22 protein-coding genes are annotated in these 23,073 nt (G+C 38.3%); 1 reads left to right on the forward strand and 21 read right to left on the reverse strand.

The window, feature by feature from the left end:
- Positions 1-20: 20 nt before the first annotated feature.
- From ACFIM8_RS04120 to ACFIM8_RS04135, 4 genes are all read right to left on the reverse strand, one after another.
- Positions 21-809, reverse strand: coding sequence for an ABC-2 family transporter protein (locus ACFIM8_RS04120; protein WP_375608634.1), 789 nt, complete (start codon positions 807-809; stop codon positions 21-23).
- Positions 793-1,617 (reverse strand): ABC-2 family transporter protein, encoded by an 825-nt coding sequence (locus ACFIM8_RS04125; protein WP_375606697.1) that lies wholly within the window; start codon positions 1,615-1,617, stop codon positions 793-795. The genes ACFIM8_RS04120 and ACFIM8_RS04125 overlap by 17 nt, the downstream gene beginning before the upstream one ends.
- Entirely contained in the window at positions 1,592-2,611 is a 1,020-nt protein-coding gene (locus ACFIM8_RS04130; protein WP_375606698.1) for an ATP-binding cassette domain-containing protein, read from the reverse strand. Before ACFIM8_RS04130 ends, ACFIM8_RS04125 begins: the two co-directional genes overlap by 26 nt.
- 803 nt (positions 2,612-3,414) lie before the next feature.
- Positions 3,415-4,398 (reverse strand): RluA family pseudouridine synthase, encoded by a 984-nt coding sequence (locus tag ACFIM8_RS04135; protein WP_375614552.1) that lies wholly within the window; start codon positions 4,396-4,398, stop codon positions 3,415-3,417.
- A gap of 220 nt (positions 4,399-4,618) precedes the next feature.
- Here ACFIM8_RS04135 and ACFIM8_RS04140 point away from each other — a divergent pair, with 220 nt between their 5' ends.
- A complete protein-coding gene (locus ACFIM8_RS04140; RefSeq protein ID WP_375614553.1) occupies positions 4,619-6,406 on the forward strand; it encodes a glucan ABC transporter ATP-binding protein/ permease in 1,788 nt (595 codons plus the stop codon).
- A 999-nt stretch (positions 6,407-7,405) separates the two neighbouring features.
- On the opposite strand, the gene alaS is transcribed toward ACFIM8_RS04140, so the two are convergent.
- The 17 genes from alaS to rpsN all read right to left on the reverse strand — a co-directional run bounded on the left by alaS (position 7,406) and on the right by rpsN (position 23,060).
- Positions 7,406-10,072, reverse strand: coding sequence for an alanine--tRNA ligase (alaS, locus tag ACFIM8_RS04145; protein ID WP_375614554.1), 2,667 nt, complete (start codon positions 10,070-10,072; stop codon positions 7,406-7,408).
- Positions 10,073-10,281: 209 nt separating this feature from the next.
- Entirely contained in the window at positions 10,282-11,325 is a 1,044-nt protein-coding gene (recA, locus tag ACFIM8_RS04150) for a recombinase RecA (RefSeq protein ID WP_375606702.1), read from the reverse strand.
- Positions 11,326-12,314: 989 nt separating this feature from the next.
- Positions 12,315-13,640 carry a replication-associated recombination protein A gene (locus tag ACFIM8_RS04155; RefSeq protein WP_375614555.1) on the reverse strand — a complete coding sequence of 442 codons (1,326 nt, stop codon included), beginning with the start codon at positions 13,638-13,640 and terminating at the stop codon, positions 12,315-12,317.
- Positions 13,641-13,648: 8 nt separating this feature from the next.
- Positions 13,649-15,043 carry a DegQ family serine endoprotease gene (locus ACFIM8_RS04160; RefSeq protein ID WP_375606704.1) on the reverse strand — a complete coding sequence of 465 codons (1,395 nt, stop codon included), beginning with the start codon at positions 15,041-15,043 and terminating at the stop codon, positions 13,649-13,651.
- Positions 15,044-15,310: 267 nt separating this feature from the next.
- The gene (gene rplQ / locus ACFIM8_RS04165; protein ID WP_375606705.1) at positions 15,311-15,739 is read right to left on the reverse strand and encodes a 50S ribosomal protein L17; all 429 of its coding nucleotides are present in this window, start codon (positions 15,737-15,739) and stop codon (positions 15,311-15,313) included.
- 24 nt (positions 15,740-15,763) lie between these two features.
- On the reverse strand, positions 15,764-16,777 hold the full coding sequence (locus ACFIM8_RS04170; protein WP_375606706.1) for a DNA-directed RNA polymerase subunit alpha: 1,014 nt from the start codon (positions 16,775-16,777) through the stop codon (positions 15,764-15,766).
- Between the two features lie 94 nt (positions 16,778-16,871).
- A complete protein-coding gene (gene rpsK / locus ACFIM8_RS04175; protein ID WP_007347762.1) occupies positions 16,872-17,261 on the reverse strand; it encodes a 30S ribosomal protein S11 in 390 nt (129 codons plus the stop codon).
- A gap of 113 nt (positions 17,262-17,374) precedes the next feature.
- Positions 17,375-17,743 (reverse strand): 30S ribosomal protein S13, encoded by a 369-nt coding sequence (rpsM, locus tag ACFIM8_RS04180; RefSeq protein ID WP_026500557.1) that lies wholly within the window; start codon positions 17,741-17,743, stop codon positions 17,375-17,377.
- Positions 17,744-17,923: 180 nt separating this feature from the next.
- Positions 17,924-18,502, reverse strand: a complete 579-nt coding sequence (locus tag ACFIM8_RS04185) for an adenylate kinase (protein ID WP_375606707.1) — start codon at positions 18,500-18,502, stop codon at positions 17,924-17,926.
- Positions 18,499-19,845: a preprotein translocase subunit SecY gene (gene secY, locus ACFIM8_RS04190; protein WP_375606731.1), complete on the reverse strand. Its 1,347-nt coding sequence runs from the start codon at positions 19,843-19,845 to the stop codon at positions 18,499-18,501. The genes ACFIM8_RS04185 and secY overlap by 4 nt, the downstream gene beginning before the upstream one ends.
- A 162-nt stretch (positions 19,846-20,007) precedes the next feature.
- Positions 20,008-20,475 (reverse strand): 50S ribosomal protein L15, encoded by a 468-nt coding sequence (rplO, locus tag ACFIM8_RS04195; protein WP_375614556.1) that lies wholly within the window; start codon positions 20,473-20,475, stop codon positions 20,008-20,010.
- Positions 20,476-20,495: 20 nt separating this feature from the next.
- The gene (gene rpmD, locus ACFIM8_RS04200; protein ID WP_375606709.1) at positions 20,496-20,702 is read right to left on the reverse strand and encodes a 50S ribosomal protein L30; all 207 of its coding nucleotides are present in this window, start codon (positions 20,700-20,702) and stop codon (positions 20,496-20,498) included.
- Between the two features lie 31 nt (positions 20,703-20,733).
- Entirely contained in the window at positions 20,734-21,282 is a 549-nt protein-coding gene (gene rpsE / locus ACFIM8_RS04205; protein ID WP_005773287.1) for a 30S ribosomal protein S5, read from the reverse strand.
- Between the two features lie 111 nt (positions 21,283-21,393).
- On the reverse strand, positions 21,394-21,756 hold the full coding sequence (rplR, locus tag ACFIM8_RS04210; protein ID WP_375606710.1) for a 50S ribosomal protein L18: 363 nt from the start codon (positions 21,754-21,756) through the stop codon (positions 21,394-21,396).
- 12 nt (positions 21,757-21,768) lie between these two features.
- Positions 21,769-22,302, reverse strand: coding sequence for a 50S ribosomal protein L6 (rplF, locus tag ACFIM8_RS04215; RefSeq protein ID WP_273791413.1), 534 nt, complete (start codon positions 22,300-22,302; stop codon positions 21,769-21,771).
- A 39-nt stretch (positions 22,303-22,341) separates the two neighbouring features.
- A complete protein-coding gene (rpsH, locus tag ACFIM8_RS04220) occupies positions 22,342-22,740 on the reverse strand; it encodes a 30S ribosomal protein S8 (protein ID WP_375614557.1) in 399 nt (132 codons plus the stop codon).
- A 14-nt stretch (positions 22,741-22,754) separates the two neighbouring features.
- Positions 22,755-23,060 carry a 30S ribosomal protein S14 gene (gene rpsN / locus ACFIM8_RS04225; RefSeq protein ID WP_375606712.1) on the reverse strand — a complete coding sequence of 102 codons (306 nt, stop codon included), beginning with the start codon at positions 23,058-23,060 and terminating at the stop codon, positions 22,755-22,757.
- Between the last annotated feature and the right edge of the window lie 13 nt (positions 23,061-23,073).

Here is a 23,073-nt window from a genome sequence, read left to right on the forward strand (position 1 = left end):
TAATCATGATGATTTTTATATCATCCCCCTAATCCATTAAATTTAATAATTGTTTTCTTATAGATTATGAAAGTCATGACTATAGAAAGAAAAGTGCTCGACAGAAGATATCCAATATTCCATTCGCCTTTACCAAGTAACAGGGATACAGGAAAAGAAGCAGAAAAAGCCATGGGAAGCATAAACAAAAGCCATTTTACAATGCTTGAGGGATAAATTCCTATTGGTACAAATGAAAGCTCGTAAATCATTTCATGAAAATATTCGACAGGCATCTTACGGCTAATAATAAATGTCACAAAATTAAACATCATGAAAAAACAAATATTGACGATAAAAACACAAAATATTGCAACAATAAAAGAGATCCATCTGAGCTTAAGATCATACATATCCGGTAATGATACGAACAAATAGGCACTAACATAAAGAACAAATAGCTTTATCAGATTAAGTGGTTTGCACCAACCAAACAACATCAACAACCAGATTGAAACAGGCTTTATCAAGTAGGGTTCAATTTTACCATCTGCTACTTTTTCAAAAAACGTTTCAATAGAATGAGTAAAAATATTCAAAAATATCCCAAGTAAAACAAAGACAACAAAGATAAAATGAATTTCATCTCTGCTATAGTTACCAATCTTTCCTGAAAAAGAAGATATTCTATCAATAAATATGAATTGAATAAAATAATAGCATAGAGAAAGAATAAACTCCCCAGCCAAATTCTTACCATAAACAATCTGTCGGCAGATATTCAGGCTGATAAAATGAAGGATTATTTTCATCTCAACCGCCCGCTCCATAATACATCTTCATTCCTTTATTCCAAGCAATATGAATTAAGCATAAAAGACACAAAATATAAGCAAAACTTCCGAAAAAAAACTGCTGAAACAACGCTAAATTTTGCGTCGCGAAAAACTCGGCAGGAGCTGATATCATGAAACGATAAGGATTAAATTGCATGAGCGGAATAAGCCACACCGGCCAAAAAGATGGTGGTAAAAGAACACCCCCAAGAAGCGCTGAACTGAGAATACTGAAAGAGAGTAATATATTGTACTCAATCACCCAAAAACTTAATAAGGCAATCCCGAAAGAGAGTAAAAAACAAAGCAATTGTGATAGAATAACAACCAGAAAAAAGAACAGAAAAGAGATGACCAATCCCAGAATATTTTCATAGGATAAAACAAGCTTTGCAACAAAAAGAGCCAATAACGGAATGCAATATAATACACTCTCTCCTAAAAAAGTAAAAAGTATTTGTGTCATATAACTAAAGGGTTTTGTGAGATAGACTTCTAATTGACCTTCCCTAACATGATGAGAAAAAAACTTAATCACATTATAACCATTATTTAAACGTCCTAAGACTAAAGCAAAAGCATAATAATACATCATATCATGAAAGCTAAAGCCATTTATGGTGTTTCCCATATCAGAGAAAAGTGCATTCCATAATAGAAGTTGAATAATAAATGGCGAAAGTGTCCCAATGACAATATCAGTAAAAAACATGGCTCTATCACTTAGAATAGAGAGTAATCCATTCCTTGCATAAAAAAACATGCCAAAACAATAATTAAATAAATTCTTTAAATTTAACACGGAGCATCTCCTCAAATGAGGGAGTGGACACAGAAAACGTACAGTTGAATTTAGTTGTCATTTCCCGTATGAAATGCGAATAATCTCCACGAGGTAACGAAATTTCCAATGAACATTCTTCATTGTTCAGTTTTTTATTTTTTAAAGGAGCGGACAATTTTAACGAAAGTTCATCCATTCTCTTTACAACAGCATAAAGCGCCTGCAAGTGTTCACAAAAAAATGTCACTTTCACCAAAGAAGGAAGCATATTTTTAAATGCATCAATATCACCGTAAAAGTGTTTGTTTCCTTTATGCAAGAGAAGAATATCATCAACGTAACCATCAATATCCCCCATATCATGACTTGTGATGATGTATCCCATCCCTCGCTCTCTTTTAAGTTTTGTAAGTAGCTCCCTAATTTCATGCTTAGAAGTAATATCAAGACCAATAGTTGGTTCATCTAGGAACAATAATTTAGGTCTAAAAGATAAATTAAATGCCAATTCACTTTTGACTCTCTCACCCAAACTCAGCATTCGCACTGGCTTGTCCATGATATGCGCAATACCAAGCAACTCTGCAATCTCTTTAAGGTCGCGGATAAAAGAGGTTCGTTCAATACCATATAAGGGTTGCACCATATCCAAACTGTAACGTAGAGGTAAATCCCACCATAAACAACTCTTATGACCAAAGACCACACCCAACTGTCTAAACAGATCTTTCTTGGTTTTATACGGATTAAATCCCAAGACTTTAACACTTCCCTTATCAACGAATTGTATACCAGCAAGTATTTTAATCAGTGTTGATTTACCTGCCCCGTTAGCTCCGAGGATAGCAAGAGATTGTCCTGAAAAAAGGGTAAAACTGATATCTTTCAGCACGTGATAATTCGTATATACTGGCTTAAAGAGAGAAAGCACTCTGTTTTTGAAAGAAGTTCCTCTGTCCATGCTACGGTATATTTTTGAGACGTTATTAACGTCAATCAATAATGATCCCATCAGTCACTCCTCATTTCAACTTATCCCCTCTTGGAATGTTCCCATAATCTTTGAATATCTGTTTTTTCACTGGAAAAAACGACCATGTTCTCCCCCTCCTAAAGAGCAATAAACGCACCTAAAGCTTTAATCTCCAATTTTTGGTATAGCATATTTCTTCAATCTGATGCATTCACTGAAATAAAGCATTAAGAATGCTAAAAGTTGTTTCTTCTTTTACGAAAGAAAATCTTTCGAACAAATTCAGATAAATAAAGTAAGTAGAAAAATAATTGATCATCGAAAGGAGAGCTTTGTTAATAAATCTTCATGGTGTAAGCAAAGGTACAAATAGTAAATCTATCATAAGTATATCAAATCACATTGATAACAAAACAAACCTCCTTAACAACAGGATTTTTTTGAGAGGCTACTTTTCCTCAGCATTACTATAAAATGCCTCCTTTATCTCCCATGAAAAATTAAAAAGCGCCTTTACACATTTCAGCAAATATCCTTCAGATTTTATCTCATTCATCTTCCTCAACAGACACGCCTCCCCAATATACAGCCCTACAGATAAATTCAAAGGAGCAGCTTCATCAACTCAGATTATTAAACGATACACCTTATCTAGAGATAATAATACAATCAATATGGATAAAGAACTGTAGAAAGAAAATTTATGATATTTCAAAATTCATCACTCAAAAACACCATTTTCTCATAGCGATTACTAAAGCTCTCTTCAAATGAAGCCCTATCCATCTCATCAAATTTATAGACAAAATTTTTACCAATCAAAAAGGATAAACGAAGCTTTTTTACTCTGTTTCAGCATCACTCTCATTAAAAGACAAAAGATTGAAACTTTGAACCATATGAGGTGGTAAAGGTGCAACAATGTCCAATATTCCTCCTGAAGGATGAGGAATACGAATACGACGTGCATGAAGATGAAGACGATTTTGAATTCCTCCTGGTAATGTCCAATTACTATCAGAAAAAAAATATTTTGAATCGCCAATGATAGGATGATCCATATGGGCAGCATGAACACGAAGCTGATGTGTTCTCCCTGTATAGGGTTCCATTTCAAGCCACGAAAGAGCCCGCCCTCGCGTATCTAAAACGCGATAGTAGGAAACCGCATGATGTGAATCTGGCTCCCCATGTTCACAAACACGCATTTTGTCACCTTGTGCAGTCATTTCCTTAACCATCCACGTTGAAATTTTATCCTGCTTTTTTTTAGGTACGCCCCGAACCAACGCCCAATAAGTCTTTTTTGTTTCTCGCGCTCTAAAAGCAGCTGTTAAGGACTGAGCAGCTCCCCTTGATCGCGCAACAATAAGCACACCCGACGTCTCACGATCAAGACGATGAACCAAACGCGGCTTTTCACCTTTTTTATTGCGCCATACCTCAAGCATACTGTCCATATGACGTGTTAAACCAGAGCCTCCTTGGACAGCCAATCCAGCAGGTTTGTTAAAAACAAATACCTTTGGATCTTCATAAAGCAGCATTTTTTTCAAAACGGTCCCATCATCCTGCCCATGAAGTGTTTTATCCGTTATTGAAAGATTTTCTTTGTCATTAATAGGGAGAGGTGGAATACGGACAGCCTGTCCCATACAAAGACGCGTATCGGCTTTAACACGTCCACCATCAACCCGTATCTGACCAGAACGCAACAGTTTTTGCAAGACTCCAAAACCAAGTCCTGGATAATGCACTTTAAACCAGCGATCTAAGCGCATTCCATCTTCATCTGCCTCAACTTTTTTTATTTCTACGCCTGCCATGAAAGTTCCCTTGCCTGATAATTTTATTGATCTATTTTTGCGCCTTTATAAGCACAAATATAAACACAAAAATTCATATTTTAGTTGGCTTTATCACACCATATTACAGTTAGTATCCAAAATTGCCTTTTCTTAACGTCCAAATTTTATTAGCTAAAAATTAAGCGTTATAAAAAAATCAATAGCCTTTACGCTTAACAGCGAATGGAGATAATTAACAGTGTCCTTATTCAAAACCTATGCACGTGTTCTCACTTACCTAAACAGAGAAAAAAATGCATCCCTTTTAATCTGTACCGCTAATGTTATGTTAGCGATTATCACCATTGCAGAACCTATTTTATTTGGACGGGTTATCGATTCTATTACAGAAAAAGCAGGTATCATCTCTACTCTTGCCATTTGGGTTTGTTTTGGACTTTCACATATTATCGCTTATGTCCTTGTTGCTCGCGGTGCAGACCGCTTAGCCCATAAACGTCGCTTAACGGTTTTAACAGAATCTTTCGAACGTATCATTGCCATGCCGTTAATTTGGCATCAACAACGCGGAACGTCTAACGCACTCCATACACTTTTGCGCGCTATAGATTCCATGTCAACCATATGGCTTGATTTTATGCGACAACATCTCTCAACGCTTGTCGCCTTATTGGTTCTCATCCCCATAGCCTTTAATATGAATTGGCGCCTTTCAATAGTCTTGGTTGTGCTTGCCATCATCTATGTATTAATTGCACGTTTAGTGATGCGAAAAACAAAAGACGGACAAGCCGCTGTAGAATGCTATCATCATAACCTTTTTAAACACGTCAGTGATTCAATCTCTAATGTTTCCATTGTACAAAGTTATAACCGAATAAAAGAAGAAACTTTCATACTGCACCAACATACAAATGCTCTGCTTAAAGCACAAAACCCTGTTCTCAATTGGTGGGCGCTCGCCAGTGGCTTAAATCGAATGGCTTCAACGATTTCAATCGTTTGTGTTCTTCTCCTTGGAGCTTTTTTTGTTGCAAAAAGTCAATTACGAGTAGGTGACGTCGTTGCTTTTGTTGGATTTGCACAACTCATGATTAGCCGCCTAGACCAAATGAGCAATTTTATTAATTGTGCAATATCCTCACAAGCAAAACTGCAAGAGTTTTTTGAAATGGAAGACTCAACCTTTCATATCAACGAACCGCAGAATCTTCCCTCCCTCCAAAATGTTAAAGGCACCATACAATTTCATCACGTGACCTATAAATTTCCAAATTCTTCTCAAGGTGTTTTTGATATTTCTTTTGAGGTTAAAGCAGGACAAACTGTTGCGATTGTAGGACCAACAGGAGCTGGAAAAACAACGTTGATCAATCTGTTGCAGCGCGTATACGACCCTACCTTTGGGCATATCTCCATTGATGGAATAAATATATGCTCGATCAATCGCGAATCTTTACGCAAATCTCTAGCAACAGTATTTCAAGACTCAGGTCTTTTCAACCGTACTATTCATGACAATATTTCAATAGGAAAAGCGAGCGCAACGAATGAAGAACTTTATGAAGCAGCAAAAATAGCAGAAGCTCACGATTTTATTCTAAAAAAAGCTGATTATTATAACACAATGGTGGGCGAACGAGGATCTCAATTATCAGGTGGAGAAAAACAGCGACTAGCAATTGCACGCGCTGTTTTAAAAAATGCCCCTATTCTCATTCTAGATGAAGCAACAAGCGCTCTTGATGTTGAAACAGAAGCACGTGTCAAAAATGCCCTTGATTGCATAAGCCATAATCGTACCACTTTCATTATAGCACATCGCCTCTCAACAGTACGCAATGCTGATGTAGTACTCTTTCTAGAACATGGTCATTTAATTGAAAAAGGAAGCTTTCAAGAATTAATCGAGAGAGGCGGCCGTTTCTCTCAATTCTTAAAAGCCAGTGGTTTAACAATCAAATCACCAGAAAGAGAAGGAGAAAATGAAAACGTCATCCTCTTACATGAAGCCATAGCATCATAAAATTGATACTCTTCACAAATCTCATGTAAGAAATACCTCTTCAATACACAAAAAATACTTTATTGATACAAATAAAAAGGTTACTAAGAATATCACAATCCATTTTTGATGCGAGATCTTTGAAAAAAGATTAAAACAAAATTTCGCACTTTTTCTACTGTTGAAATTTTACTCGATTGGAACAAAATTATTGCCTATATCTTTGCATATTAATGAGTATACAATCGAATTTAAGGAAAATGCAAAGGTAAAAAAGCTTCCAATTTTACCATCTTCTTTTAACTCAGCTTTACAACTTTCAAAACTATCTAAAACAGTGTTTTTTTAATAATGGATATGACATATTGCTTCACACTTTTGTTTATCATGTTTTTTGTAGAAGCCCCCCTCGCCAAGAACAAAATGTCATTGTGTTGTACATTCATCACGTGCTTTTTTAAGAAATATTTCTCAATACTCCTAAGCCTATTTTTCACAACAATTCTTGTGAATGATTTTGATTGATTCAATATACATAGATTTAAAATGAGAAAATCCTACGAATATTTGGAGCTCTTACTCAAGATATAAAAAATAAATTATCATTATAAATCAATGTATTGAGTAAATAGCATCATAATAAATCAGACATTAATATACCTCTTTAAATTTATGCGATATTCCTTTTTATAAAATAGGATAGAGATGTTTCTTTAAAAAAATCTGTAAGAGCCGCACAATGACTGCTCTTCTTCGTAAAAATATACTACAAAGCAAAGTGTAAAATGCTGCATAATCTTTCTTATTTTGAAAGGTAACTCCCAAAATTCTTGAAAAACATAAAATCAAATGAAACAATGATGATAAAGATAAACACTGTTTTTATCTCTAACGATTTTGTACAAGCCCCCATTACGCTATATCTGGATTTCAGCAAGACATCGGACAGATACTCGTGATACTTATACACCAATCCAACATAAAAATGTAAAAAACACCGATGAGAAAAGATTTTGCTTTTTAAATTTTTTCAAGAAAATCTTTTAGTGCTGCAAATGCCTCACCAGCCTTGTTACCCTCAGGACCACCAGCCTGCGCCATATCAGGACGACCACCACCACCTCGACCACCAAGCACAACTGAAAGAATACGAACGAGATCAACAGCATTCAACTTATCCGTTAAATCATCCGTAACGCCAACAACAGCACTGCCTTTTCCATCCTCCGAAACACTAATAAAAGCAACCACTCCAGACTCAATTTGTTTTTTTCCAGAATCGACGAATGCCTTAAGATCCCGTGGTAAAATATTTTTGACAATGCGTCCGAGAAAAGAAAGCCCATTAATGATTGTAATATCATCTTGACTACTTTCTGTTATACCACCACTCAACACCATTTTTTTGCGTACATCATTCAACTCTTTTTCAAGTTTACGACGATCATCAAGCAAAATTCGCACCCGTTCTTCTAAACCAGAAGAAGACGTTTTTAAAAGATCAGCGATCTCATGAATACGCTCATCTTGGCGACAAAGATAAAAACGTGCTTCTTGGCCAGTTAAGGCTTCAATACGACGCACCCCTGCTGAAACAGAACTTTCAGAAACAATATGGATCAAACCAATATCGCCTGTTCGCTCCACATGTGTGCCCCCACAAAGCTCTATTGACCAATGCTTTTTTAATCCCTCTTGGTGACACTGTTTCCCCATAGAAACAACGCGAACTTCATCACCATATTTTTCACCAAATAATGCCATGGCTCCTTTAGAAATGGCTTCATCCACGTCCATGAGATGCGTTACGACCTTACTATTTTGCAAAACAATCTCATTGGCTAAATCTTCTATTTTTTTCAATTCTTCCAAAGAAACAGATTTTGGATGAGAAAAATCAAAACGTAACCGATCTGGCGATACAAGAGAGCCCTTTTGAGTAACATGGTCCCCCAATATTTGTCGTAAAGCCTCGTGTAATAAATGGGTAGCAGAATGATTTGCACGAATTTTTTTACGACGAATACCATCAACGGTTAATTCTACACAATCAGACCTCGATGCCTGACCAGATTTTACTTCTCCAATATGGATAAAAACACCATCACCCTTTTTCTGAGTATCATACACCTCAAAAACAAAATCTTCACCAGAAATGATACCGCTATCACCAATTTGCCCGCCAGATTCACCATAAAAAGGAGTCTGATTTACCACAAGAATGGCTTTTTGCCCCGAAGAAATATGATCAACAATTTTACCATCACACACAAGAGCTGTAAGAATGCCTTCAGCTTTTTCTGTTTCATAACCTAAAAATTCTGTCGCCCCTACCTTATCACGAACAGAAAACCAAATTGTCTCCGTTATAGCTTCACCAGAACCAGACCAATGAGCACGCGCTTCCTCTTTTTGGTGTTCCATCGCTTTATCAAAAGCATCAACATCAACAGATATTCCGCGACGCCGAAGCATATCTTGCGTCAAATCAAGCGGAAAACCATAGGTATCATAAAGCTTGAAAGCAACTTCACCATTTAAATGATCTCCCTCTTTAAGAAGACTACTCGCCTCATTTAACAAACCAAGTCCTCGTTCAAGTGTTTTACGAAAGCGTATTTCTTCTAACTTCAAAATTTCTGAAATCAAAGACTCAGCACGCACTAATTCAGGATAGGCTTGTCCCATTTCGCGAATTAAAGCAGGCAAAAGCCGCCACATTAAAGGCTCTTTAGCACCAAGAAGATGGGCATGACGCATAGCACGACGCATAATGCGACGTAAAACATATCCTCTTCCTTCGTTGGAAGGAAGAACACCATCAGCAATCAAAAATGCGCACGAGCGAAGATGATCAGCAATAACACGATGGCTGGCAATAAAATCACCCTTTGCCTCAATCCCTGTAATTTCTTCTGAAGCAGCAATTAATGCACGAAAAAGATCAATGTCATAATTATCATGAACACCCTGTAAAACAGCAGCAATACGCTCTAACCCCATGCCTGTATCAATAGAAGGATGAGGTAAATCAACACGTTCTTCCTTGGAAATCTGCTCATACTGCATAAAAACAAGATTCCAAATCTCAATAAAGCGATCCCCATCTTCATGAGCACTTCCAGGAGGACCGCCCCATATTTCATCACCATGATCATAAAAAATCTCTGAACAAGGACCGCAGGGTCCTGTATCTCCCATCGCCCAAAAATTATCAGCCGTCGCAATACGGACAATTTTTTCATCTGGAAGACCTGAAATTTTACGCCACAGTTCAGCAGCAACATCATCACTCTGATAAACTGTCACCAACAGTTTATCTTTTGGCAGGCAAAATTCTTTTGTTAAAAGGTTCCATGACAAAAAAATGGCTTCTTCTTTGAAATAATCACCGAAAGAAAAATTACCCAGCATTTCAAAAAATGTATGATGGCGTGCCGTATAACCAACATTATCAAGATCATTATGCTTTCCACCCGCACGAACACATTTTTGTGCCGTTGTTGCCTGCTTATAAGGGGGCTTTTCAAGTCCAGTAAAAACATTTTTAAACTGCACCATTCCTGCATTTGTAAACATAAGTGTAGGATCATTACGTGGAACAAGTGAGCTAGAAGAAAGAACTTTATGCCCATTACGATGAAAATAATCCAAAAATGTTGACCGAATGTTATTAACACTATTCATATCGACACCTGCTCAATACAGTACAAAACCATAAAAGAAAAATCCCCCTCATTAAATATCCTCTTTGCCACGCATGGAGTCAATTTAATCAAAGAATGGAATATTTGTTCAAAAAAATTGAGAAAAAATGACTGTATATTTAAAAACTCAAACAAATAAAAACAGAAAAAATCTTAAATGAAAAAAATTATAGATGAAAAAACGCTCCATCAAATGGCTTCATCGCTCTCTGTATTTTCTGAACCTGCATTTTCTAACAATTCAATGGCAATCAAACCAGCATTTTGGCGCAAAGCTGCTTCAATTTCTGTAGCAACTTCCGCATGTTCACGTAAAAACTGCTTTGCATTTTCACGCCCCTGTCCTAAACGCTGAGAATTATAAGAAAACCATGCACCAGATTTTTCCACAATACCAACCTTAACACCCAAATCAATCAATTCACCTACTTTAGAAATGCCTTCACCATAAATAATATCAAACTCAACCTGTTTGAACGGAGGTGCCAATTTATTTTTCACCACTTTAACACGCGTCTGATTACCAACGATTGCATCCCTATCTTTAATAGACCCAATGCGACGAATATCCAAACGAACAGAAGCATAAAACTTTAAAGCGTTTCCCCCTGTTGTTGTTTCAGGCGAACCAAACATCACCCCAATTTTCATGCGAATTTGATTAATAAAAACAACCATACAATTAGAGCGAAAAATCGCTGCTGTTAATTTTCGCAATGCTTTACTCATCAATCGCGCTTGCAATCCAGGCAAAGCATCCCCCATTTCACCATCGATTTCCGCACGCGGTGTTAAAGCTGCAACAGAATCCACAACAAGCACATCAACTGCACCAGAACGAACCAACGTCTCTGTAATTTCCAATGCCTGTTCACCAGTATCTGGTTGAGAAATGAACAAATTTTCTAAATCAACACCAAGCTTACGCGCATAAATAGGATCAAGTGCATGCTCTGCATCAATAAAAGCACAAATCCCACCACTTTTCTGTGCCTCAGCAATAGCATGGAGAGCCAATGTTGTTTTCCCAGAACTTTCTGGTCCATAAATCTCAACAATGCGCCCCTTGGGTAATCCACCAATCCCTAAAGCAATATCCAAGGATAATGACCCTGTTGGAACTGTTTCAATTTCAACAACCTGCTCTTTTTGCCCAAGACGCATAATCGAGCCTTTACCAAAAGAACGTTCAATTTGTGAGAGAGCAGCATCGAGAGCTTTTGTTTTATCCACGACTATATCCTTGACCGATTCATAAATAATCTAACACTTAAATTTTACACTGTACTTTTAATTTAACTAAAGTCTTGAGTTTAGATTTTCACAGACTATTTGCATTCCTATCCCCACCTTATGTCCATAACATATCATGAGCATCACAATAAAGAATTGGCATTGCTTATCTTATGACACAAAAAATAAATTCTAATAAAACAATACTTCCTAAGAGAGCAAGTTAACACATTTATATCTCTCTAGAAAAGGAACAATTTAAATTTCAACACAATGTTCTATAGCCCTTCTGCTTATCCCTTTGATTAAATACTTGAGAGACTAGAATTCTCCCGCTATTGATCACATAAAAACGCATCACCAATTAAAATCACACCATATTGCATCGAAGATGCAAAACGCCATTGTGTTGCATATTCATACACTTAATTTAAGAAACACCTCTCAAAACTTCCAAGCTCACTTCGTGACAACACCTATGAATGTGGTATACTGTAAGACTTTTTGACGCCACCATCTTTACACTATAGAAGGAGAAAGCTGGCACCATTACACTATTTATCATCCCCTAAGGTTGCGACAGCTCTCGGCATTTGAGACGATTCATAAGAGGAATTTTTAGTCCTTTCTTGTACGGTTTTTATCACACGCTAATCCTGCTTGTAACATGCAACCGAATAACCTGATTGCTTCAACAAATAACGGACTTGGGATGAGAGAAATTTACGGTATTTGAAACTTTTATTCAACTTACGAAACAGTCAATTATCATTATAAGTCAATATATTATTTAATAAAAACCAAAAAAAATAAAGCAGCTTAAAAGTTGAATGACATATTTAAATTTGAAAAAATATGCAATTATGAAGATATCATAAAAAAATCTCTACAAGCAATGCAATAAATGTTTAAAATATAAACTAAATTTCTCATATAATAACATAAGAGATAAAAAATAAATCTGAGATTAATAAAAAACATATTTCAACTCAAATTTTATTTTGATCTTTACGTTTTTTGCGCAACTGTTGCCACCACTCAAGACGTTTCACAATTTCACGCTCAAAACCACGCTCAACTGGTTTATAATAACTCTGACGCCCAAGTTTTTCGGGAAAATATTCTTGTCCTGAAAAAGCGTCTGGTTCATCATGGTCATAACAATAACCACTTCCATACCCTTCTTCTTTCATAAATTTCGTAGGAGCATTAAGAATATGCTTAGGGGGTGATAAAGAGCCATTTTTGCGCGCACAACGCAGTGCTGCTTTATACGCAAGATATGCTGCATTTGACTTTGGCGCAGTTGCAACATAAAGACATGCTTGCGCCAAAGCCAATTCTCCTTCTGGTGATCCTAAATAATCATAGGCATCTTTTGCTGCATTACAAATGATAAGAGCTTGAGGATCCGCCAAACCAACATCTTCAACAGCCATACGAACCAACCTTCGCCCAATATAGAGAGGATCTTCACCAGCATCCAACATACGTGCCAAATAATAAAGCGCAGCATCAGGATCAGATCCACGAACGGATTTATGCAACGCTGAAATGAGATTATAATGCCCATCTCGTCCTTTATCATAAATGGGCGCACGACGCTGAATAATTTTTTGCAAAGCAACAACATCAAGAACCTCTCCCAATGGTGCAATAGACCAAACTTCCTCTGCCAATGTTAACGCAACCCGCGCATCACCATCAGACATCTCTATCAAAGCGTCTCTGGCATCATTATCCAAGGGTAGACATGTTCCCTCAACTTCTTCAGCACGCCTCAAAAGCAGGTTCAAACTTTCATGATCATGAGAAAGAAATGTTAAAACACGTGCACGCGAAAGAAGGGCAGCATTCAGTTCAAAAGAAGGATTTTCGGTTGTTGCGCCTATAAGTACCACAGTACCCTCTTCCATCACAGAAAGAAAACTATCCTGCTGAGCACGATTAAACCGATGAATTTCATCAACAAAAAGAAGTGTTTTATCCCCAGATATAAAACGCCTCTGCGCAACTTCAAAAATCTTTTTAAGTTCAGAAACTCCGGTAAAAATAGCAGAAACCTGCTCAAACGCGAAATTTGTTTCAAGGGCTAACAAACGTGCAACAGTCGTTTTTCCCGTCCCTGGAGGTCCCCAAAAAATCATCGATCCAATTGAGCCAGTTTCCGCCATACGTGAAAGCAAACCATCCTCTCCAATCAAATGCTTTTGTCCCACAACATCATTGAGAGAACAAGGGCGCATTCTTTCTGCAAGTGGCTGATTTTTATTAACTTGAAAATCAAACGACGAAGTAAAAAAATCTTTCTTCAAAAAAAACCTCAACGAATAAATTGGCGAATATACATACCATCACGTTCATATTCCAATTGCCACATATTTGAGCGACCTTGCATAAGAACCTTTTTCAATTGATGAACTGTTTGAATTTTATGGCCATTTACAACACGTAGAATATCTCCTGACTGAAAAATTCCAGCTGCATTGCTCATTTCCTCAAGATTGGTAATCACAACCCCTTTTGCAGATATAGGAAGATGAAAACGTCGACTATTTTGAGGTGTTAAATCTAACACCTCAGCACCAGCAAGAGGACTGTCACCCGTAATTTTTTCAGATTTTAAAAATGCAGTTTCTGATATCGATGAAACTGTTATTTGTGTTTTTAAAATTTTTCCACTTCGTAAATATTCCAAGGCAAGACTATGCTCAACGTCAGCTGTCATCAAACGATACCCAAGACTATCTGGACTGTCAACGCGTACCCCCTGCACACTCAAAATAACATCACCTACTTTCAATCCAGCTTTTTCAGCAGGACTATCTTTGATAACTTCAATAATCAGAGCACCATAGGGACGTTCTAAACCTAAACCACCAGCAATATCAGGTGTAACATTTTGAAAAGAAGCACCAATATAAGGCGGCACAAAATATTTTCCACCGCGTTTAACAGTATCAAGCATCACTTTTACAAGATTAACTGGAATAGCAAAACCAATCCCTACAGAACCACCCGAACGCGAATAAATAGCCGTATTAATTCCGATTAACTGACCTTTCATATCAATTAAAGCGCCACCAGAATTCCCTGGATTAATGGCTGCGTCTGTTTGAATAAAAAAGTCAAAATCAGAAATCCCAACACGTGTACGCGCTTGCGCTGAAACAATACCACTTGTAACTGTTTGACCAACACCAAAAGGATTACCAATAGCAAGAACAAGATCACCAACTTCAACAGCATCAGAATTTCCCAAAGAAAGAACTGGAAATTGAGCATCTTTTTCCTTAACTTCAAGAATTGCAATATCAGTCGCTTCATCTTTGAGCACGACCTTACTCTCAAACTCCCGCCCATCAGAAAAAGCCACTTTAATTTCGCTTGCATCTTTAATGACGTGGTAATTTGTAACGATCAAACCACGTGCATCAACAATCACCCCTGACCCTAATGACGATTGCTTACGAACAGGAAATTTATTTTGAAAACGACCAAAAAATTGCTCAAAAAATGGATCGCCTTCAAAAGGTGATCGTGCTCTAATTTGTCGAGCTGCATAAATATTTACAACAGATGGAACTGTCTTTTTAACTAAAGGAGCAAATGAAAGGGTGATTTCTGTTTGTGTTTGAGGGATATGAGCATATACATGATCAAATGATATCTGCATCATAATTGCAAAAAAAATCCGCACCCAAAAAGAATACCTCATAATCCACTCCTTTAAAATCAGCACATTCTGTTGAAGATTAATAGAATAAAAAAACACATCCCCGCAAATTAAGGACCTCTATTAATATTTCATAATAGAGAATAAAAACAACCTATTTGAACAATAAATATTATAAAAATAAAATAATTCAATATTCTATAATTTTCTCTCTGCACCTATTTCTCAACTAAAACAAACTTAAAAATGCTCACAAAAAAACCGCCCAAGACAAGGCGGCCTTTAAAAATTCAACAGAATAAAAAAACTTTACGAAGAAGTTTCCTTTTCATTCTCAGAAGCCTCCATACGAATGCGATCCCCAGCCCCTTTCGCTTCGACATCACGATCAACAAATTCTATAACAGCCATGGGCGCATTATCACCGGTACGAAACCCCGCTTTCATAATACGTAAATACCCACCGTTGCGTGATGCATAACGTGGCGCAAGCGTATCAAATAATTTTGCAACTTTTCCTGCATCACGAAGTGCTGCAATTGCTTGCCGACGCGCATGCAAACCACCACGCTTACCAAGAGTAACGAGTTTTTCAACAATAGGACGAATTTCTTTAGCCTTTGGAAGCGTTGTCACAATCTGCTCATGCTCGATCAACGAAGTTGCCATATTTGCAAACATCGCTTTACGGTGACTGGCAGTACGGTTCAACTTGCGTCCTGACTTACTATGGCGCATAAGCCCTCTCCTTAAATTCTAATTCTAATATTGATCTTCATAACGTTTTGCAAGATCATCAATGTTTTCAGGCGGCCACGCAGGAATTTCCATCCCAAGATGTAAACCCATACACGCCAAAACTTCTTTAATCTCATTCAACGATTTGCGACCAAAGTTCGGTGTCCGAAGCATTTCAGATTCTGTTTTTTGAATCAGATCACCAATATAGACAATATTATCATTCTTAAGACAATTTGCCGAACGAACTGAAAGTTCTAATTCATCCACTTTTTTGAGAAGTGCAGGATTAAAAGAAAGCTCAGAATCAACCTCTTCAACAGGCTCCTTCTGTGGTTCTTCAAAGTTAATAAATAACGATAATTGATCCTGAAGAATGCGTGCTGCAAAAGCAACAGCATCCTCACCATTAACAGCACCGTTTGTTTCAATCGTGAGCGTTAATTTATCATAATCGAGAACTTGACCTTCACGTGTATTTTCTACTTTATAAGATACCCTACGGATCGGTGAATAAAGACTATCAATTGGAATAAGCCCTATACGCGCATCATCAGCACAATTACGATCAGATGGAACATACCCCTTTCCTGTGTTGACAACAAATTCCATGCGAATTTCAGCATCTTCATCAAGAGTACAAATAACATGATCTGGATTTAGAATTTCCATATCCCCAACTGTACTGATATCTCCCGCTTTCACGACACCAGGCCCCTCTTTATAAACAACGACACGTTTAGGCCCTTCTTCTTCCATACGAAGCGCAATTTCTTTTATATTCAGAATAATATCCGTAACATCCTCACGCACACCTGGAATCGATGAAAACTCATGCAAGACACCGTCAATCTGCACAGCAGTAATAGCAGCACCACGAAGCGAAGATAACAACACGCGACGAAGCGCATTTCCTAACGTTAAACCAAAACCACGCTCAAGAGGTTCAGCAATCACACTTATAATATTTGGATTATCATGTGCACATGACTCAACCTTATTGGGTTTAATAAGTTCCTGCCAGTTTTTCTGGATCATATTTTTATTCCCGTTCTTTAGTTCCGTTACCATTCAATCGTAACGACCAATGTGAACATCAGAGAAATCTCCGACAACAAAAAACAACACCCAATTAAACACGCCGCCTTTTCCGCGGACGACATCCATTATGAGGAATTGGTGTTACATCGCGAATAGAAGTAATGACAAAACCAACAGATTGCAATGCACGTAGAGCAGATTCACGCCCTGATCCAGGTCCACAAACTTCAACTTCCAAAGAACGCATACCATGCTCTTGCGCTTTTCTTGCACAATCCTCCGCAGCAACTTGAGCAGCAAAAGGTGTCGATTTACGCGCACCTTTAAACCCCTGAGCTCCCGCAGATGACCAAGCAATTGCATTACCCTGAGCATCAGTAATAGTAATCATTGTATTATTAAATGTTGAATTAATATGCACAACACCCGATGAAATATTTTTACGTTCGCGACGACGAACACGTGTGGCTTCCTTGGCCATAATTTCCCTTTCAACGATCTCATCACTGCCGTAACATCAGCAGCTCCACCTTTTTTCCTTGCCAAACAAATCAAACAAGAAAAAGAATATATAAAAACCTTCCACAAAGGCCCTTATTTCTTCTTACCGGCAATTGCCTTAGCAGGCCCCTTACGCGTACGAGCATTCGTATGCGTACGCTGTCCTCGGACAGGCAAAGATCGACGATGCCGCAATCCACGATAACAACCAAGGTCCATCAAACGCTTAACATTCATAGCCACTTCACGACGAAGATCACCTTCAACTTGATAGCCCTGATCTATCGCCTCACGAATCTGCAGCACCTCAGCATCTGAAAGCTCATGCACACGACGCCCCAAAGGAATGCCAACTCTTTCAATAATTTCTTGAGCAAATTTTGGTCCAATCCCGTGGATATATTGAAGCGCAATAATTACACGCTTATTTGTCGGGATATTGACGCCAGCGATACGAGCCACGCCTACTCTCCTTAGTTATGTTGACAAATTGTTATAAAATACCTGATATACCTTACAGAAAAAAATAGACTCAGAAAAAAATTCTTCCGAATCCTATTATTTCACTAAAATAAATTAGATTCACTTTTGATAGATTTCATCTCAAAAGTCAACTCTTTTCATTTATTTCTAAAAAAAATCTCATGAAAGAAACCCTCTAATCATACGTGTCACTTCAGCAACACCAATCATTCCATCAATAACCTTCAACATTCCCCTCTCTGAATAAAATTTTGATAAGGGAGCCGTTTTTTCACGATATTCTACTAATCTTTTTGCAAAAGCAACAGGATTGTCATCTAAACGAACCTGTCCACCAACCGCTATTGTTTCCTCAACGCGCTTCTTCATACGTTCAATCAACACGTCTTCATCAACACACAACTCAACAACAGCATTAAGCTGCATATTTTTTGAATCGAGTATCTGTTGCAACGCTTCTGCTTGCCCCACAGTTCGCGGATATCCATCCAAAACAAAACCGTTTACACAATCAGCTCCATCAATCCGATCTGATACGATTTGATTAACAATACTATCAGGAACCAAAGCACCAGAACTTATAATAGCTTTAGCTTTTTTACCAGTATCCGTTTCTTTGGCAATCACCTCACGCAACATATCCCCTGTTGATAAATGAGGAATGTTGTATTCCTCAGTCAACATTTTTGCTTGTGTTCCTTTCCCCGCTCCAGGAGGACCTAAAAGAATAACCCTCATCGATTCCTTCTACCTCCACGAAGTTTTGATTTTTTTATCAACCCTTCATATTGGTGAGCAACAAGGTATCCCTGAATTTGAGCAACTGTATCAAGTGTGACAGTAACAACAATCAACAAGGACGTCCCCCCAAGATAAAAAGGTACCTGTAATGCAGATATCATAAATTCAGGCAACAAACAAACCAAGATGATATAAAGTGCCCCCACAACAGTAATACGTGTCAAAACGTAATCAATATATTGGGCTGTGCGTTCACCTGGACGAATCCCTGGAATAAAACCAGAATGTTTTTTCAACTGATCTGCAGTATCACTTGGATTAAACACTATCGCCGTATAAAAAAAGCAGAAAAACGCCATTAAAAATGCATAAACGATCATATAAAGTGGCTGTCCATGACCAAGAGAATAAGAAATAGCCTGAACCCATTGTGGCATTTTATCAGAAAAGTTATTAATAGTAGCTGGTAATAACAATAAAGATGAAGCAAAAATAGGTGGAATAACACCAGCAGTATTCAACTTTAAAGGAAGATGCGACATATCGCCTTGAAACATTTGATTACCAACCTGACGCTTCGGGTACTGAATAAGAATTCGCCGTTGCGCACGCTCTATAAAAACAATAAGTCCGATAACCAAAATAGCAATAAGGACGATCCCTATTAAAAGAAAAGTTGATAAATCAGCTTGGCTATGAGCTGTTAAAAGCTGAGCAAAAGTAGAAGGAAAGTTAGCTACAATTCCTGTAAAAATGATGAGAGAAACCCCATTACCAACACCGCGTGACGTAATTTGCTCGCCAAGCCACATGAGAAACATTGTCCCACCAACAAGTGTAATAACAGAAGAGATACGAAACATCAGACCTGGTTCTAAAACAATTTGAAGCCCTGTCCCTATACCGCTTTCAAGCGCAACCGCGATACCGAAAGCTTGTAGAATTGCCAATACAACTGTTACATAACGCGTATACTGATTAATAACCTTACGACCTAATTCCCCTTCTTTTTTAAGAGTCTCCAAAGAAGGAATAATAGATGTTAACAACTGTACAATAATAGATGCTGAGATATAAGGCATGATACCCAGCGCAAAAATCGCCATACGCCCAACAGCACCTCCTGCAAACATATTAAAGAGTCCTAATACACCTGATGCATGATGTTCAAAGGTCTGCCGTAAAGCATCAATATTAATACCTGGAAGAGAGATATAAGTGCCAAAACGATAGACAAGAAGTGCCGCCAGAGTAAACCAGATGCGTTTCTTTAATTCAGTTGCACGCGAAAAGGTACCGAAGTTTATATTGGAAGCAAATTGCTCTGCTGCTGATGCCATAAAACGTCTCCACTTCACACTCCAGTTCTTTAAATCACAGAAGTATAACCCTAAAACTCATATCTTTATACAAGAATAAATGCGGAACTTAAAAAATTCCACACAAAACATTTTGCAGAATATATATAACCCTTCTTCAGATCTCTACTCATATCAAAAAAATTATTGATCAACATCAGGAAAAATAATCTGACCACCCACTTTTTCAACTTTAACACGAGTAGCTTCTGAAGCTCCAGAAACATGAAAGATAATCTTAGCTTTCAAATCACCATCAGAAAGAAGACGAACCCCGTCCTTTTTACGACGAATAATACCAGCCTCTTTCAAAGCAATCATATCAACAGGCTTTTCAATATCCAACTTTCCTGCATCAACGGCTGACTGAATACGTCCCAAAGAAACTTCATTATAGGTTTTGGCGAAGAAATTCTTAAATCCACGTTTCGGTAAACGACGATAGATAGGCATTTGCCCACCTTCAAAACCATTAAGGGAAACACCAGAACGTGACCTTTGTCCTTTGACACCGCGACCACCAGTCTTACCAATACCCGAGCCAATACCTCGTCCAACACGCTTACGATTTTTTGTTGCGCCTTCGCAATCACGCAATTCATTGAGTTTCATATCTAATACTCCTGCAACCCTTAATCTTCATCTATAACGCGAACAAGATGCCGAACCTGAGCAATCATACCCCGTACACAAAGTGTATCTTCTAAAACACGCCGCCGACGCATCTTATTTAATCCAAGCCCTTTTAAGGTTGCACGCTGAATCTGTGATTTTCGAATAGGGCTTCCAATTTGCTCTACCATCACAGTTTTACCACTCTGAGATTTTTTTTGAACCATTTCCTAATTCCTTTTCTGATAATCTCAGAAACTACCCTTCTACATCAACTAAATGGCGACGACGCGCCTGCAAAGTTGAGTATTTTATACCACGCTGAGCAGCAATATCTCGAGGATGCATTTGATGTTTCAATGCATCAAATGTTGCACGAACCATGTTATAAGGGTTCGAAGATCCTAATGATTTTGCAACAACATCCTGCATACCAAGAGCTTCAAAAATAGCCCGCATCGGCCCTCCAGCAATAATCCCAGTACCCGCAGAAGCTGAACGCAATAAAACACGCCCCGCTCCGTGACGACCTTCAAGATCATGATGCAATGTGCGTCCAGACCGAAGCGGAACATAAATCATCCCACGCTTTGCAGATTCCGTTGCTTTACGAACAGCTTCCGGAACTTCACGAGCTTTACCATGACCAAAACCCACACGCCCTTTTTGATCCCCAACAACAACAAGAGCGGCAAAACCAAAACGCCGACCACCCTTTACAACTTTAGCAACACGATTTATATGAACAAGCCTATCGACAAATTCATTATCGCGTTCTTCTCTCTCACCACGTTCTTTTTGTGCCATTCCTCATTCCTTTTTCTTTTCCGGAAGCACGATAATAAAGCTCCTCATCAAACCAGAAGAACCTAAACGAAACACTCTAAACTCTCCTTACACATTCATAAAGAGGAAAATTTAGAAATTCAAACCACCTTCACGAGCAGCTTCAGCCAAAGCCTTGACACGACCATGGTACACATAGGCTCCACGATCAAAAACCACGTCACTTACACCAACTTGCTTCGCACGCTCAGCAATTAACTTACCAATAGCGAAAGCGGCTTCTTTATTAGCACCACTCTTTAACGATTTTTTCAAATCACTTTCAAGAGTAGAGGCTGAAACAAGTGTACATCCCCGCAAGTCATCGATAACTTGAGCATAAATGTTCTGATTTGAACGATAAACACTAAGCCGAGGACGATCATGAGAAACCATTTTAATTCTACGACGAACACGCCTCGCACGACGTTGGATAATGTCCTTAGATGAAACCATAATACAAAATCCTTATTTCTTTTTACCTTCTTTACGGAAGATACGTTCATCTGCATGCTTAACACCTTTACCTTTATAAGGCTCAGGCCTACGATACTCACGAATCTCCGCTGCAACTTGTCCAACTTGCTGTTTATCAATTCCAGAAACAACAATTTCCGTTGGCTTAGGAACAGTCACAGTCACACCCGACGGAACTTTATAAACCACATCATGTGAGAAGCCCAGAGATAGTTGGACATCCTTACCCTGCAAAGCAGCACGATAACCAACCCCATTAATCTCCAATCTCTTTTCAAAACCATCTTTCACACCACAAAAAATGTTCTCAATCATTGAGCGCGACATACCCCATTTAGAACGCGCGTCTTTTGACTGATCCCGCGGCATAACTGATATGATATTTTCCTCAAGTTTGACCAAGACTTCATCATTGACGACGTAACTCAGCTCACCTTTTGGACCTTTTGCCTTAACCAGCTGACCTTCAACAGTAGCAGTAACTCCAGAAGGAATTGAAATGGGTTTCTTTCCAATACGAGACATTGTTCTAACCTACTTTTTCTTCCGTTTTCTTGACATAACTTAGAAAACACGACAAAGGAGTTCTCCACCAACATTCTGTTCACGCGCTTCATGATCCGCCATAACGCCTTTAGGAGTCGATAAAATCGAAATACCTAAACCATTTGCCACCTGCGGAAGCGACTTAGCGGAAACATACACACGACGACCTGGCTTTGACACACGTGAAATCTCACGAATAGCAGCCAACCCTTCAAAATACTTCAACTCGATTTCAATTTCAGCTTTTCCATAACCTAAATCAACGCGATTATATCCCCGAATATAACCTTCTGACTGCAAAACATCAAGAACGTGTGCACGAAGCTTCGAAGCCGGAGTAACCACTTTGCCTTTTTTACGACCAAGTGCATTACGAATACGTGTTAACATATCACCAAGAGGATCTGACATAGACATTGAATAATCTCCTCTTACCAACTAGACTTTACAATACCAGGGATATGGCCCACAGAGCCAAGTTCACGCAATGCAATTCGCGACATTTTTAACTTACGGTAATAAGCCCGTGGACGACCTGAAACCTCACAGCGATTACGAACACGAACTTTTGCAGAATTACGTGGCAATTCTGCTAATTGAACGGAAGCTTTAAAGCGTTCTTCAAGAGAAACCTTTTGATCCATCACTATTGCTTTCAAACGTGCACGACGTGCAGCATAACGCTTCACCATCACCTCACGACGTTTATTTTTTTCAACGGCACTTACTTTGGCCATAATTTCACCTCGC

Origin of the sequence: Bartonella sp. AC535YNZD (assembly GCF_042196625.1) — a bacterium.
Lineage (GTDB): Bacteria > Pseudomonadota > Alphaproteobacteria > Rhizobiales > Rhizobiaceae > Bartonella.

What these genes read in the sequence shown, in the direction of transcription:
- rpsN (WP_375606712.1), bottom strand. Translation starts at nt 23,060, where the DNA reads ATGGCCAAAGTAAGTGCCGTTGAAAAAAATAAACGTCGTGAGGTGATG.
- rplF (WP_273791413.1), bottom strand. Translation starts at nt 22,302, where the DNA reads ATGTCTCGTATTGGAAAGAAACCCATTTCAATTCCTTCTGGAGTTACT.
- rpsE (WP_005773287.1), bottom strand. Translation starts at nt 21,282, where the DNA reads ATGGCACAAAAAGAACGTGGTGAGAGAGAAGAACGCGATAATGAATTT.
- secY (WP_375606731.1), bottom strand. Translation starts at nt 19,845, where the DNA reads ATGGCATCAGCAGCAGAGCAATTTGCTTCCAATATAAACTTCGGTACC.
- rplR (WP_375606710.1), bottom strand. Translation starts at nt 21,756, where the DNA reads ATGGTTTCATCTAAGGACATTATCCAACGTCGTGCGAGGCGTGTTCGT.
- rplQ (WP_375606705.1), bottom strand. Translation starts at nt 15,739, where the DNA reads ATGCGCCATAGTAAGTCAGGACGCAAGTTGAACCGTACTGCCAGTCAC.
- rpmD (WP_375606709.1), bottom strand. Translation starts at nt 20,702, where the DNA reads ATGGTTCAAAAAAAATCTCAGAGTGGTAAAACTGTGATGGTAGAGCAA.
- ACFIM8_RS04170 (WP_375606706.1), bottom strand. Translation starts at nt 16,777, where the DNA reads ATGATCCAGAAAAACTGGCAGGAACTTATTAAACCCAATAAGGTTGAG.
- ACFIM8_RS04130 (WP_375606698.1), bottom strand. Translation starts at nt 2,611, where the DNA reads ATGGGATCATTATTGATTGACGTTAATAACGTCTCAAAAATATACCGT.
- rplO (WP_375614556.1), bottom strand. Translation starts at nt 20,475, where the DNA reads ATGAAACTCAATGAATTGCGTGATTGCGAAGGCGCAACAAAAAATCGT.
- ACFIM8_RS04185 (WP_375606707.1), bottom strand. Translation starts at nt 18,502, where the DNA reads ATGAGGGTTATTCTTTTAGGTCCTCCTGGAGCGGGGAAAGGAACACAA.
- ACFIM8_RS04160 (WP_375606704.1), bottom strand. Translation starts at nt 15,043, where the DNA reads ATGAGGTATTCTTTTTGGGTGCGGATTTTTTTTGCAATTATGATGCAG.
- rpsK (WP_007347762.1), bottom strand. Translation starts at nt 17,261, where the DNA reads ATGGCCAAGGAAGCCACACGTGTTCGTCGTCGCGAACGTAAAAATATT.
- rpsH (WP_375614557.1), bottom strand. Translation starts at nt 22,740, where the DNA reads ATGTCTATGTCAGATCCTCTTGGTGATATGTTAACACGTATTCGTAAT.
- ACFIM8_RS04135 (WP_375614552.1), bottom strand. Translation starts at nt 4,398, where the DNA reads ATGGCAGGCGTAGAAATAAAAAAAGTTGAGGCAGATGAAGATGGAATG.
- alaS (WP_375614554.1), bottom strand. Translation starts at nt 10,072, where the DNA reads ATGAATAGTGTTAATAACATTCGGTCAACATTTTTGGATTATTTTCAT.
- ACFIM8_RS04120 (WP_375608634.1), bottom strand. Translation starts at nt 809, where the DNA reads ATGGAGCGGGCGGTTGAGATGAAAATAATCCTTCATTTTATCAGCCTG.